We start from the raw sequence: 12,294 nt of genomic DNA, 5'->3' as shown, positions 1-12,294 counted from the left end.
AGCGTTGATGACGAACGGTGCCGGACGTCGTCGGTGAATCGTCGGTGCGTCGTCGGCGGGTCGTCGGCGGGTCGTCGGCGAGTCTTCGGTGAAGAGGAGTACGTGTGCTGGTCCTGCTGCCGCCCTCGGAGGGCAAGGCGTCCTCGGGTCGTGGTGCCCCGCTGAAGCCGGAGTCGCTGTCGCTGCCGGGGCTCGCTCAGGCGCGCGCGGCGGTGCTCGCCGAGCTGGTCGACCTGTGCGCGGGCGACGAGGAGAAGGCGCGCGAGGTGCTCGGGCTGAGCGAGGGGCTGCGCGGCGAGGTCGCGAAGAACGCGGAGCTGCGGACGGCGGGTGCGCGTCCGGCCGGGGAGGTCTACACAGGGGTGCTGTACGACGCCCTCGGCCTGGCCTCCCTGGACGCGGCCGCGAAGAGGCGCGCCGCGCGGTCGCTGCTGGTCTTCTCGGGGCTGTGGGGCGCGGTCCGGGTGACGGACCGGATCCCGTCGTACCGCTGCTCGATGGGGGTGAAGCTGCCGGGTCTGGGCGCGTTGGGCACGCACTGGCGCGGGCCGATGGCCGAGGTGCTGCCGGAGGCGGCCGGGTCCGGGCTGGTACTGGACCTGCGGTCGGCGGCGTACGCGGCGGCGTGGAAGCCGAAGGGGGAGGTGGCCGGGCGGACCGCGACGGTGCGGGTGCTGCACGCGCCGACCCGGAAGGTCGTCAGCCACTTCAACAAGGCGACGAAGGGGCGGATCGTACGGAGCCTGCTGACCGCCGGGATCGCGCCGGCCGGCCCGGGCGAGCTGGTGGAGGCGTTGCGGGACCTGGGGTACGAGGTGGAGGCGGCGGCGCCGGGGAAGGCGGGGCAGGCGTGGGCGGTGGATGTGCTGGTCACGGAGGTGCACTGAGCCCCTCGGCGTGGTCATTGCGCGATATGCAACGGTGATTGCGCAAGGTGCAGCGCCTCGCCAGGATGGCGGCATGCCCACTTCCGTGCTGGACCTCGCGCCCGTCGTGCCCGTCGTCGTGATCGAGGACGCCGGCGATGCCGTACCGCTGGCGCGGGCGCTGGTGGCCGGTGGGCTGCCCGCGATCGAGGTGACGCTGCGGACCCCGGCCGCGCTCGACGCGATCCGGGCGATCGCCGGTGCGGTGCCGGGCGCGGTGGTCGGGGCGGGGACCGTCCTCACGCCCGGTCAGGTCACCAAGTGCGTGGCGGCCGGGGCGCGGTTCCTCGTCAGCCCCGGGTGGACGGACGGGCTGCTGGGGGCGATGACCGCGTCCGGGGTGCCGTTCCTGCCGGGGGTGTCGACCGTCTCGGAGGTCGTGGCGCTGCTCGAACGCGGGGTGCGGGAGATGAAGTTCTTCCCGGCGCAGGCGGCCGGCGGCACGGCCTACCTGAAGTCCCTCGCCGGTCCGCTCCCGCAGGCTCGCTTCTGCCCGACGGGCGGGATCGGGCCGGACAACGCGCCCGAGTACCTCGCCCTCCCCAACGTCGGCTGTGTGGGCGGCACCTGGATGATCCCGGCGGATGCCGTGGCCGCCCGGGACTGGGCCCGCGTCGAGGCGCTGGCGCGGGCGGCGGCGGGGCTCCGGGACGGTCTCGGGGGCGGCCCCGGGGACGGTCTCAGGGACGCAGGTGGGACGTGTCGTTGAAGAGCCGTACGCTCGCGTTGCCGTCGGCGTAGTACGCCACCGCCGACAGGGAGGCCGCGGACAGTTCCATGCGGAACAGGGACTCCGGCGGGGCGCCGAGGGCGAGCCGGACGAACGTCTTGATCGGCGTGACGTGGGTGACCAGCAGGACCGTGCGGCCCGCGTAGGCCGCGACCAGCTTGTCGCGGGTGGCCGCGATGCGCGTCGCGGTCTCGGCGAAGCTCTCGCCGCCGCCGGTGGGGTGCGCCTCGGGGTCGGCGAGCCAGGCGTTCAGGTCGTCCGGGTGGCGCTCGCGGACCTCGCCGAAGGTGAGGCCCTCCCAGGCGCCGAAGTCCGTCTCCTTCAGCCCCTCCTCGATCGTGACGTCGAGGCCGAGGCGCTCGGCCACCGCGCCGGCGGTCTGCCGGGTGCGGGTGAGCGGGGAGGCGAGGATCGTCTCGATCGTGCCGCGCCGGGCGAGGGCCTCGGCGACGCGCTGCGCCTGCTCCAGGCCGACGTCGGAGAGGGCGGGGTCGGTGCCGCCGCTGCCGGAGAAGCGTTTCTGGGGGGTGAGGGGGGTTTCGCCGTGGCGGAGGAGGACGAAGGTGGCAGGGGCACCGAGGTCAGGGGCCGAACTCCAGCCGGGGCTCGCGACGGTGCTCGCGGCGCGGGTGTCGGCGGTGGTTTTGTCGGTCGTCGTCACAGTGCCGGTGCGTGGGGGCTGGTCGCGCCCACGCGGCGGAGCCGCAGATGTCTCAGCCCCGCGCCCCTTACGGGGCGCTGTCCTGCCGCCCGCGTCCAGCTCGGCCGTCGACGCCGAAGCCGACCACTGCTCGCCCCGCTTCCCCGCGTCCATCGCCTCGTTCGCCAGGCGGTCGGCGTGCTTGTTCTCGGCCCGGGGGATCCACTCGTAGGTGACCTGGTCCGCGGGGAAGACGCGGCCCGCCTCCTTCGCGAGCGGCTTCATGTCGGGGTGCTTGATCTTCCAGCGGCCCGACATCTGCTCGATGACCAGCTTGGAGTCCATGCGGACGTGGACGGCGGCGGACGGGTCGAGGGCGTGGGCCGCGCGCAGGCCCGCGAGCAGGCCGCGGTACTCGGCGACGTTGTTGGTGACGACGCCGAGGTACTCGGCGGCCTCCGTCAGCGTCTCGCCGGTCGCCGCGTCGACGACCACCGCGCCGTAGCCGGCGGGTCCCGGGTTGCCCCGGGAGCCGCCGTCCGCCTCGACGATGAACTCCCTTGCCACGTGCGCCCCTTAGGTGTTGCTACAGACCCGACTCGGCCGTACGCACCAGGATGCGGCGGCAGTTCTCGCAGCGGACCACGGTGTCGGGCGCGGCCTTGCGGACCTCGGCCAGCTCGGTGATGGCGAGCTCCTGGCGGCAGCCCTGGCAGGTGCGGGCGTACAGCTTGGCCGCGCCGATGCCGCCCTGCTGCTCGCGCAGCTTGTCGTAGAGCTTGAGGAGGTCCGCGGGGACCGAGCCGGCGATGACCTCGCGCTCCTTGGTGACCGTCGCCGCCTCGCCGTCGATCCCCTCGAAGGACGCGTCCCGGCGGGCGGTCGCCTCGTCGATCCGGCCCTGCACCGCGCCGACCCGCTCGGTGAGTTCGGCGACCCGCTCCTGCGCGGACTCGCGGCGCTCCATGACCTCCAGGACGACGTCCTCCAGGTCACCCTGGCGCTTGGCGAGGGAGACGATCTCCTTCTGGAGGTTCTCCAGGTCCTTGGGGGAGGTGACCGCGCCGGAGTCCAGGCGCTGCTGGTCGCGGGCGGCGCGCTGGCGCACCTGGTCCACGTCCTGCTCGGCCTTGGTCTGCTCGCGGGCGGTGTCGCTCTCCTCGGTCTGCGCGGCCACGAGCAGGTCGCGCAGCTGGGTGAGGTCCTTGGTCAGCGACTCGATCTCGGCGTGCTCGGGCAGCGACTTCCGCTTGTGCGCCAGCTGCTGGAGGCGGACGTCCAGGGCCTGGACGTCGAGGAGTCGGATCTGGTCGGCGGGCGCGGCGTTCAGTTGGGGGCTCCAAGGGACGGTGAGTGGCTGGTCCAGGGGTCGGTGACCGTCCTGGAGACGTGCACGCGCAGGTCCCAGCCGTGGCGGTCGGAGATTTCGTCGAGCTGGGCTGCGGCCAGCTCGCACCAGGGCCATTCGGTCGCCCAGTGCGCCGCGTCGAGCAGCGCGAGGGGGCTGTGGGCGACCGCTTCGGACGCCGGGTGGTGGCGCAGATCGGCGGTGAGGAAGGCGTCGACGCCGGCAGCGCGTACGACGTCGAAGAGGCTGTCGCCGGAACCGCCGCTGACGGCGATCGTGCGGACGAGGGCCTCGGGGTCGCCGGCGACGCGGATGCCCTGCGCGGTGGCGGGGAGGCGGGCGGCGGCCCGGTCGGCGAGCTCGCGGACGGTCACCGGGTGGTCCAGCTCGCAGACGCGGCCCAGGCCCCGGCGGCCTTCCGGGTCCGTCGGGTCCGGCACGAGGGGTCGTACGACCCGCAGGTCCAGGGCGCCCGCGAGCGCGTCGGAGACGCCCGGGTCGGCGGTGTCGGCGTTGGTGTGGGCGACGTGCAGCGCGATGTCGTTCTTGATGAGCGTGTGGACGACGCGGCCCTTGAAGTGGGTCGCCGCGACCGTCGTCGTACCGCGCAGGTAGAGGGGGTGGTGGGTGACCAGCAGGTCGGCGCCCAGCTTCACCGCCTCGTCGACGATGTCCTGGACCGGGTCGACGGCGAACAGGACCCGGGTGACCTCCTGGTCGGGGTCGCCCACGACGGTGCCGACCGCGTCCCAGGACTCGGCCCGCTCGGCGGGCCACAGGTCGTCCAGCGCGGCGATGACTTCTGACAGACGGGGCACGGGGAAAAGGCTACCTGCCTGTTCCGTCGGGCCGTACCTGCTCGCCCACGGGAGACGACGCTCAGCACACCCGTCCCCGTTTCCTCAGGCGAATCGTCGAGTGTGCACCCGTATGTGTGAAGCCATGGGCGGGCGGTCCCCCGCCTGTGCGTGCGAAAACTAGCTTCGTGGCCGGAGGTGACCGAACGATGACGGCCTGTGCGATCGAACCCTCGGCTGCGGACGAGGACGACAGCGTGCCGGGGGCGGGCTGCGCCATCACGGCGGACGGGACCTACGCGGCCCGGCTGGCTCAGCAGGATGGTTCCTGCTTCCCGGAGCGGTGGACGCTGGACGGCCCCGAGCCCTACGCCGTACCGCTGCCCGGCAACCAGCCGGAGGAGCCGGACACGGAGGTGCAGCCGATGGGCGACGGGCGGGTGCTCATCCACCGCCTGGTGGACGGGCGCCACCACTTCGCCCTGCTCTATCCGACCGGTCCCGGCACCGGCGAGCTGCCGCTGGGCGCGGTGGAGTGCCCGGACGAGGATGCTTCGCTCCGGCTGCTGCCGCCCGCGCCGGGAGGCACGGCCGCGTGCGCGCTCGCCGTGGGCCCGCGCTCCTCCACCGTGTGGCTGGTGGCGGGCGGCGCCTTCGGGCCCGAGCGGCTCGCGGTGGTCCCGGGGCGCTGCTCCGGCGGGGTCTGGCTGGACCGGGCCGGGCGGATGCTGGCCCTGGACCGGGAGCTGGGCGGGCGGACCAAGGCGGTCGTGGTGGATCTGGGGCGCGGGGGCGAGGTGTCGCCGCTGCTGCAGATCGCGGCCGAGAGCGACGACCGGCTGCTGCTCGCCGACGCGGACAGCGGGCTGATCCTGGTCGGCTCGGACGCGCCCTCCCCCGGGCAGGAACGGTTGGGTTGGGGTGTCCTCGGCAGCACGCTGCCGGTGCGCTTCCCGGACAGCCTGCGGGCGACGGAGTGCACGGTGACGCCGTTCGCGATCCAGCCGGGGCAGGTGCTGATGCCGGAGAACTGCGGGGTCGCGCTGCGGATCGACGGTCCGCTGGGCAGCTGGGTCGGCGCCTGGCGGCCCAGAACCCGCAAGGTGTGCCATCTCCCGGCGCCGGAAGGGTGGTTGGCCGGCGCCGGGCTGTGGACGCGGGACGGGGCACTGCTGCTGCCGTACACCACGGGGGAGGTCCCGTGCGGTGTGGCGGCGGTGGCAGTGCCCTGGGGGGAGCCGGGGGAGACGGGGGACGCGGGGATGGCGGGGGAACACGGGGGGCCGGGGGACGCGGGCCCGGGGGATCCGGCTGAACCGGATCCCCCGGAGCCTGTCGTGAACCGGCCGGTGCCCTTGCAACAGGCTCCGTTGGCACGGCTTGTAACGAACCCGTAGCGGTCGGCGTGCCCGCCTGGATTCACCCCGTGGTGGGCCGGTTAAACTCGCCGCGCTGTAAGAAAGATCATGTTGACGGGGTGAATTCTTCCGATGAGCGACCACAGCACGTCCGAGCAGCTGTCCGCCGAGCTTCACGAGACGGGCGGTCACGGCAAGCACCGTGGCCAGGTCTCGGGCCAGGAGAGCGAAACGGCCCCCAGCGGCCGGCACCGCAAGCCGGAGCCTGCCGAGGCGGCGGCCTGAGGGTAGGTACGACAGCGGCTCCGCCCTTTCGGGGGCGGGGCCGCTGTCGTGTTCCGTCCTGCAGGCGCCGTCCTACTGGCGCTTGAGCCCCAGCACCTCCGCCGCCGCGAACGTCTCCCCCGGCGGCCGGTCCGCGTAGTGCGGGGTGAGCAGGGCGTCGAGTTCGTCGTAGCTGAAGGTGTCCTGCTTGCTGTCGAACCGGGCCTGGACGCGCGGCCGGTCGACGATCGCGACCATGCCGCCGTGGACGACCAGGAGTTGGCCGTTGATCCGCTCGGCGGCCGGTGCGGCCAGGTAGCCGACGAGCGGGGCGACGTGTTCGGGGGCGAGGGGGTCGAGCCCTTCGACGGGCTGTTCGAACCCGGCGAAGACGTCCTCGGTCATCCGGGTGCGGGCGCGCGGGCAGATCACGTTGGCGGTCACGCCGTACTTGGCGAGGGCGAGGGCCGTGGAGGTGGTGAGGCCGACGATCCCGCCTTTCGCGGCCGCGTAGTTGGGCTGGCCCGCGGAGCCGGCGAGGAAGGCCTCGGAGGAGGTGTTGACGATCCGGCCGTACACCTTCGCGCCGCCTGCCGCCTTGGACCGCTCCCGCCAGTGCGCCGCCGCGAAGCGGGTGGTGTTGAAGTGGCCCTTGAGGTGGACCCGGATCACCGAGTCCCACTCCTCCTCGGTCATCGAGAAGACCATGCGGTCCCGCAGGATGCCGGCGTTGTTGACGAGGATGTCGAGTTGGCCGTAGGTGGTTGTCGCGAGGGTGAGAAGGTCTCGCGCCTGCGAGAAGTCGGCGACGTCCCCGGTGTGGGCGACGGCCTGTCCGCCCGCCGCGCGGATCTCCTCGGCGACCTGCTCGGCCGGTCCGGCGGAGGCCGCCCCGGAGCCGTCGCGGCCGGGCTGCCCGAAGTCGTTGACGACGACGGCCGCGCCCAGCCGGGCGAGTTCGAGCGCCTCGGCCCGGCCGAGCCCACGGCCGGCACCGGTGACGATCGCGGTGCGTCCGTCCAGCGGCCTCTCCGACTCCGGCATACGACGGCTCCCCATCAGATCTCTATGCAGGTGCGCAGCGCCGTTCCCGTGCGCATCTGGTCCAGGGCCTCGTTGATCTCGGCCAGCGGCACCCGGTGGGTGATCAGGCCCTCCAGGTCGACGCGGCCCGCCCGCCACAGGGCGATGGTGCGCTCGTAGGAGCGGACCACGTCCCCGCCGCCGTACATGGACGGCAGGATCCGCTTCTCGTCGAAGAACAGCTCGAACATGTTGAGCTGAAGGAAGTCGTCCATGGCGCCCGCGCCGACCACGACGAGCGTGCCGCCGCGCCGGGTGTTCTCGTACGCGGTGCGGGCGGTCGCGGACTTGCCGACGACCTCGAAGACGTAGTCGAAGCCCTCGCCCGCGGTGACCTCCTGTTTGGCGCCGGGCAGTTCGTCGGGTGAGACGGCCCTGGTCGCCCCGAACCTGAGGGCCGACTCACGCCGGGAGGCGACCGGGTCGACGGCGACGATCTCGGCCGCGCCCTTGAGCCGCGCGCCCTGGATCGCCGAGATGCCGACGCCCCCGCAGCCGATGACGGCGACCGCCGAACCGGCCTCCACGTCGGCCGTGTTGAGAGCGGCGCCGAGCCCTGTAGTCACGCCGCAGCCGATCAGCGCGGCGATGTCGAAGGGCACGTCGTCCGGGATCGGCACCGCGCACCCGGCGTCGACCACGACCTCCTCGGCGAACGTGCCGGTGCCCGCGAAGCCGAAGACATCACCGCCGGGGCGCTTGAAGTTGGGGGTGCCGGCGTTCATGAACCCGGCCAGGCAGAGCTCGGTCTGCCCGCGCTTGCAGGCGGGACACGCCCCGCAGGCCGGCAGCCAGCAGACGACGACCCGGTCGCCGGGCTTCACCCGGGTGACACCCTCCCCCACCTCCAGGACCTCGCCCGCGCCCTCGTGCCCGGGCACGAACGGGCCCGGCTGCGGCAGCACCCCGTTCATCGCCGACAGGTCCGAGTGGCACAGCCCCGTGGCGCGCACCCGTATCCGCACCCTGCCGGGCCCGAACCCCACCGCCTCGACGTCGTCGAGGACCTCCAGCTTCTCCTGGCCGATCTCGTGCAGAACGGCTGCGCGCATGGTGCGGCTCCCCTCAACTGCTCACTGGATCAAGAGTGTTCGACGATCGTGTCGGCAAGGACGGGCGCGTCGTCCCGCTCGGCGGCGCTGACGGCGACCCGTGTGGAGTCGGGCGCGTGCCACATCCGGATGCGCAGCGTCTCCCCCGGGTACACCACCCCGGCGAACCGCGTCCCGTACGACCGCACCCGGCTCACGTCCCCGCCGAGCAGGGTGTCCACGACCGCCTTGAGCGTGATGCCGTAGGTGCACAGCCCGTGCAGGATGGGCCGGTCGAAGCCGGCGAGCTTGGCGAACTCGGGGTCGGCGTGCAGCGGGTTGTAGTCGCCGGAGAGGCGGTAGAGCAGGGCCTGGTCCTCGCGGATGCCCCGTTCCACGGTCCGGTCGGGCTTCCCGGAGGGCGGGTCCAGCCGGGTCGAGGGCCCGCGGTCGCCGCCCCAGCCGCCCTCGCCCCGGACGAAGATCTGGGCGTCGTTGGTCCACAGCGGGCCGTCGGCGTCAGCGACCTCGGTGCGCATCACCAGGACGGCCGCCTTGCCCTTGTCGTACACGGCGGCGATGCGGCCGGTCGCGGTGGCGGTGCCCGCGACGGGGATGGGGCGGTGCAAAGTGAGGGACTGGCCGCCGTGCAGCACCTTGGCGAGGTCGACGTCGACGCCGGGCATGGACAGTCCGCTGATCACCCCGGGCGAGCCGGTGCCCGCCACGGTGGCGAAACTGGGCAGGACGTGCAGCCGGGTCTCCAGGGTGTAGCGCAGTTCGTCGGGGTCGGTGGCGGGGCGGCCCGCGCCGATGCCGAGGTGGTAGAGCTGGACGTCCCGGCGCTCCCAGCGGATCTCCCCTGACCTGGGTTCGGCGGCGAGGGCCTTGGCGGCGTCGATGGGCATACGGCTCCTGAGGTGTCTCAAGACCTCGGCACGGCCGTCCGCACCGTCGGCCGCACCGAGGTCGTCCACGGGTACGGATCTAGAACGCGTTCCATTCCAGCGCCCCTTGTATAGCCCAGCGCTCCGCACTTGTGAAGGCTCCTGACGTCGTGTCAGATCCGGCCGCGCCGGGCCGGGACATTTGTCCTGCCCAGGGCCGTACATCCACCCCTGCCGGACGGGCCCGCCCTTTCGTATGGTCGTAGCGCTGGACCGGTACGGATCGGGGGACGGGCGACATGGCGTGGTGGCGGCAGGTGAAGTGCCGGGTGGGTGCCTGGCAGCGGGCTCGTGCGCAGTGGCGGGAGGAGATGACCCGCTTCAAGGAGCAGCAGAAGGCCGCGCGGAGGAGCGGGAAGGTGCCGGAGCATCCGGGGCCGCCGCCGACCGGCTTCGCGCTGCTCCCCTGGCTGCTGATGGGGCTGGGTTCCTTCTCCAACCTGCTCCAGGGCAAGACGCCCAACCCGTGGATCGGCGGCCTGGGCCTGCTCGCCTTCAACTCGCTGTACGTCTACGTGACCTTCCGCTCCTTCCACAAGGAGGCCCGGGAGAGCGTCTCCACCCGTGTCGCCCTGCTGCTGATGGGCCTGCTGACCACGGGCCTGGCCCTCGGCTACGGCGGCAACTGGCTGATGTTCTTCCCGCTGCTCGGCCTGGCCACCGGCGCGGTGCTGCGCGGCCCCTGGCTGGGCCGGTCCGGGATCCTGCTGGCCGGCTTCGCCTGTGCGGTCTCCTGGTACCGGGACGGGTCCGACGCCATCACCATCGCCTACGGCACCTTCCTCTCCACGATGATCACCGCCGCGATCCTCTCCCTCTCCGAGGCCGTACGGGAGCTGCGCGCGGCCCGCGAGGAGCTGGCCCGGCGTGCGGTGGAGAAGGAGCGGCTGCGGTTCTCCCGGGATCTGCACGATCTGCTCGGGCACACGCTGTCGGTGATCGTCGTGAAGTCGGAGGCGGCCCGGCGGCTCGCGCCCCGGGACATGGACGCGGCGCTGGCACAGGTCTCCGACATCGAGTCGGTCGGCCGGCAGGCGCTCACCGAGATCCGCGAGGCGGTGACCGGCTACCGCGAGGGCAGCCTCGCCACCGAGCTCACCCGGGCCCGCTCGGCCCTCGCCGCGGCGAGCGTCGAGACGGTGGTCCGGCAGTCCGGGGCCCCGCTCGCGCCGCAGACCGAGACGCTGCTTGGCTGGGTGGTGCGCGAGGCCGTCACCAACGTGGTCCGGCACAGCGACGCCGGCCGCTGCGAGATCACCGTCGACAGCGGCGCCGAGCGGGTCCTGCTGACGGTCACCGACGACGGATCGGGCGCGGCGGCCGCCGAGCCCCGCAGCGGGGGCATCGGCGGCACCGGCCTGAAGGGGCTGACCGAGCGCCTCGCGGCGGCGGGCGGCTCCCTCAGGGCCGGCCCGGCGCCGCGCGGCGGCTTCACGGTCACCGCGGAACTCCCCACCGAGGCACTGGAGTTGCTGACCTCGATGGTGGCTACGGCGCCCACGGCGAGCTGACGGCCCAGCTCACGTCGTCGGTCCACGAGGTGGCGGTGTCCCAGGCGTTGGAACCTCCGTCGCTCGCTATGTAGAGGTTGTAGTTGTAGTGGCGTAGGTATTTCGTCGGGTAGTTGTAGGACGCGAAGGACGTGCCCGTGCCGCTCTTGCCGGTCGTCGGACAGAAGGTGGCGTCCTGTCGATACGTGCTGGTGCCGTCCATGGGCTGCCGGTAGATCTTGTAGTTGTAGTGGCGCAGGTAGTCGCCGGGGTAGTTCCGGGACTCGAACGAGACGCAGGAACTGCTCGCCAGGCCGGGGCGGACGATCCAGGTGGCATCGCTCTTGTCGAGAGCGGAGCTGCTGGAGGTGATGGCGGACATGACGCCGGCGTTGTTCTGGTGGCGGACGAAGTCCGTGGTGCAGCAGGACGTGGTGGCCCGCAGGGAGATCTCCGAGGCGGCATTGAGAGTGCCGGTGGAGCCGGTCGCGCCGCCGTAGCCGACGGAGACGATGTTGGACTGGACGGCGTCGTCGGCGGCGTCGGTCGGGATGCCGGAGGTCATCACGCCCTCGAAGTAGGAGCCGATGGAGCCGTTGCTGTTGTCGCCGCCGGTGCCGAGGACGATCGCGCCCTCCTGGTGCATCGGCGAGTAACCGCTGCTGGTGCTGGGTTCACTGCCGGAATACGTGGTCGTCAGACCGCCCGATTGCGCGTTTCCCCATTTCAGTGCGAAATGATCCTGGCCGTTGTTCTTCAGCAAAGCGGTGACGAACGGTATCGCGCCCGTGCCCGTGTTGGACGAGTTGGTGCTGTGGCCGAGGTTGGACTGGAACAGCCCGTTCTCCAGGTCCGCCTGCACCCAGGGGCCGGAGCCGTAGCAGGGCGAGAACCAGCACTCGGTGCCGAAGTTGATGGCGTCCATGTGGCCGTTGCCGGTGTCCTTGTTGTTGGTCTCGGCGTTGCCGTAGTCGAAGCAGCAGCTGCCGTTCACATGGGTGCCGGAGGTGACCATGTACATCCCCTCGGCGCCGCCGTTGGTGGCGACTCCCGAGGTGGAGTTGTCCCGGTAGCCCATGCCGGCCGAGATCTCCAGGCCGTAGACCTGGTGCCCGCCGACGGTCACCGGCAGGGCGTCCGCGGGGGCGCCGACATCGGCCGCGCCGGCCCCGCCCGCACCCTCGACGGTGAGGTCGTTGTGCTTGCTGGACTGGTCGTAGATCTTGGTGATGATGCAGGTCGTACCGGCGCAGAAGGAGTCCTGCGCGGCCGCGTTGGCGTAGCCGCCGGTGGCCAGCAGACCGATGTTGGCCGTGGCACTGTCCGAGGCGCGCTGCACCTGGTAGAGGGAGCCGCTGTACGACGAGTACAGCGCCCGGACCAGGCTGTGCGCGGCGACGCAGGGCGTGCCGGCGGCGGCGTAGACGTCACAGGGCAGCGAGCTCGCGGCGGACGCCTCCGGGGCGCCGGCCCCGACGACGAGCGCGGCGATGGTCACGAACGCCGCCAGCACGGACAGCACGGCTCTCTTCAGCCGGGGCGGACAGGAGCGCGCGGCTCCTGGGGTCACTGAGAACACGATGCACCTCTTCTTCGGTTCCTCGTAGGGCGGTGCGGGTGCGTGGCCGATATACCGAACGCCGTTCGATCGATATACCGAACCTATTCAGCTGTCGAAAT

At 72.4% G+C, this 12,294-nt stretch carries 12 protein-coding genes; 5 read left to right on the top strand and 7 right to left on the bottom strand.

What is annotated here, in order from left to right:
- Nucleotides 1–104 precede the first annotated feature (104 nt).
- Nucleotides 105–887, top strand: coding sequence for a peroxide stress protein YaaA (gene yaaA, locus ACFZDK_RS06820; protein WP_390970469.1), 783 nt, complete (start codon nt 105–107; stop codon nt 885–887).
- Nucleotides 888–960: 73 nt separating this feature from the next.
- A complete protein-coding gene (gene eda / locus ACFZDK_RS06815; RefSeq protein ID WP_390970467.1) occupies nt 961–1,635 on the top strand; it encodes a bifunctional 4-hydroxy-2-oxoglutarate aldolase/2-dehydro-3-deoxy-phosphogluconate aldolase in 675 nt (224 codons plus the stop codon).
- Here the strand turns inward: eda and ACFZDK_RS06810 are convergent.
- Genes ACFZDK_RS06810 through ACFZDK_RS06800 form a run of 3 tightly spaced genes read right to left on the bottom strand, consistent with a single transcriptional unit; the run spans nt 1,607 to nt 4,462 of the window.
- The gene (locus ACFZDK_RS06810) at nt 1,607–2,863 is read right to left on the bottom strand and encodes a bifunctional RNase H/acid phosphatase (RefSeq protein ID WP_390970465.1); all 1,257 of its coding nucleotides are present in this window, start codon (nt 2,861–2,863) and stop codon (nt 1,607–1,609) included. The two genes, eda and ACFZDK_RS06810, sit on opposite strands and share 29 nt — an antisense overlap.
- Before the next feature lie 19 nt (nt 2,864–2,882).
- A complete protein-coding gene (locus ACFZDK_RS06805) occupies nt 2,883–3,626 on the bottom strand; it encodes a C4-type zinc ribbon domain-containing protein (protein WP_390971583.1) in 744 nt (247 codons plus the stop codon).
- Nucleotides 3,623–4,462 carry a Nif3-like dinuclear metal center hexameric protein gene (locus ACFZDK_RS06800; RefSeq protein WP_365690412.1) on the bottom strand — a complete coding sequence of 280 codons (840 nt, stop codon included), beginning with the start codon at nt 4,460–4,462 and terminating at the stop codon, nt 3,623–3,625. The genes ACFZDK_RS06805 and ACFZDK_RS06800 overlap by 4 nt, the downstream gene beginning before the upstream one ends.
- A 188-nt stretch (nt 4,463–4,650) precedes the next feature.
- On the opposite strand from ACFZDK_RS06800, the gene ACFZDK_RS06795 reads away from it, so the two are divergent.
- Nucleotides 4,651–5,838, top strand: a complete 1,188-nt coding sequence (locus tag ACFZDK_RS06795) for a hypothetical protein (protein WP_390970462.1) — start codon at nt 4,651–4,653, stop codon at nt 5,836–5,838.
- A 93-nt stretch (nt 5,839–5,931) separates the two neighbouring features.
- A complete protein-coding gene (locus tag ACFZDK_RS06790) occupies nt 5,932–6,084 on the top strand; it encodes a hypothetical protein (protein ID WP_390970460.1) in 153 nt (50 codons plus the stop codon).
- Nucleotides 6,085–6,156: 72 nt separating this feature from the next.
- Here the strand turns inward: ACFZDK_RS06790 and ACFZDK_RS06785 are convergent, their stop codons facing one another.
- Genes ACFZDK_RS06785 through ACFZDK_RS06775 form a run of 3 tightly spaced genes read right to left on the bottom strand, consistent with a single transcriptional unit; the run spans nt 6,157 to nt 9,085 of the window.
- The gene (locus ACFZDK_RS06785) at nt 6,157–7,107 is read right to left on the bottom strand and encodes a 3-oxoacyl-ACP reductase (protein ID WP_390970458.1); all 951 of its coding nucleotides are present in this window, start codon (nt 7,105–7,107) and stop codon (nt 6,157–6,159) included.
- 14 nt (nt 7,108–7,121) lie between these two features.
- Nucleotides 7,122–8,198 carry an alcohol dehydrogenase catalytic domain-containing protein gene (locus tag ACFZDK_RS06780; RefSeq protein WP_390970456.1) on the bottom strand — a complete coding sequence of 359 codons (1,077 nt, stop codon included), beginning with the start codon at nt 8,196–8,198 and terminating at the stop codon, nt 7,122–7,124.
- Between the two features lie 29 nt (nt 8,199–8,227).
- Nucleotides 8,228–9,085 carry a MaoC/PaaZ C-terminal domain-containing protein gene (locus ACFZDK_RS06775; protein ID WP_390970454.1) on the bottom strand — a complete coding sequence of 286 codons (858 nt, stop codon included), beginning with the start codon at nt 9,083–9,085 and terminating at the stop codon, nt 8,228–8,230.
- 278 nt (nt 9,086–9,363) lie between these two features.
- Between ACFZDK_RS06775 and ACFZDK_RS06770 the strand changes: the two genes are divergently transcribed.
- A complete protein-coding gene (locus tag ACFZDK_RS06770; protein WP_390970452.1) occupies nt 9,364–10,635 on the top strand; it encodes a histidine kinase in 1,272 nt (423 codons plus the stop codon).
- On the opposite strand, the gene ACFZDK_RS06765 is transcribed toward ACFZDK_RS06770, so the two are convergent.
- Nucleotides 10,613–12,184, bottom strand: a complete 1,572-nt coding sequence (locus ACFZDK_RS06765; RefSeq protein ID WP_390971582.1) for an arabinofuranosidase catalytic domain-containing protein — start codon at nt 12,182–12,184, stop codon at nt 10,613–10,615. The two genes, ACFZDK_RS06770 and ACFZDK_RS06765, sit on opposite strands and share 23 nt — an antisense overlap.
- Between the last annotated feature and the right edge of the window lie 110 nt (nt 12,185–12,294).

It is taken from the genome of Streptomyces sp. NPDC007901, from assembly GCF_042959465.1.
Lineage (GTDB): Bacteria > Actinomycetota > Actinomycetes > Streptomycetales > Streptomycetaceae > Streptomyces.
Note: the sequence above shows the minus strand (reverse complement) of the source record. Positions and strands in the feature narration are given on the sequence as shown.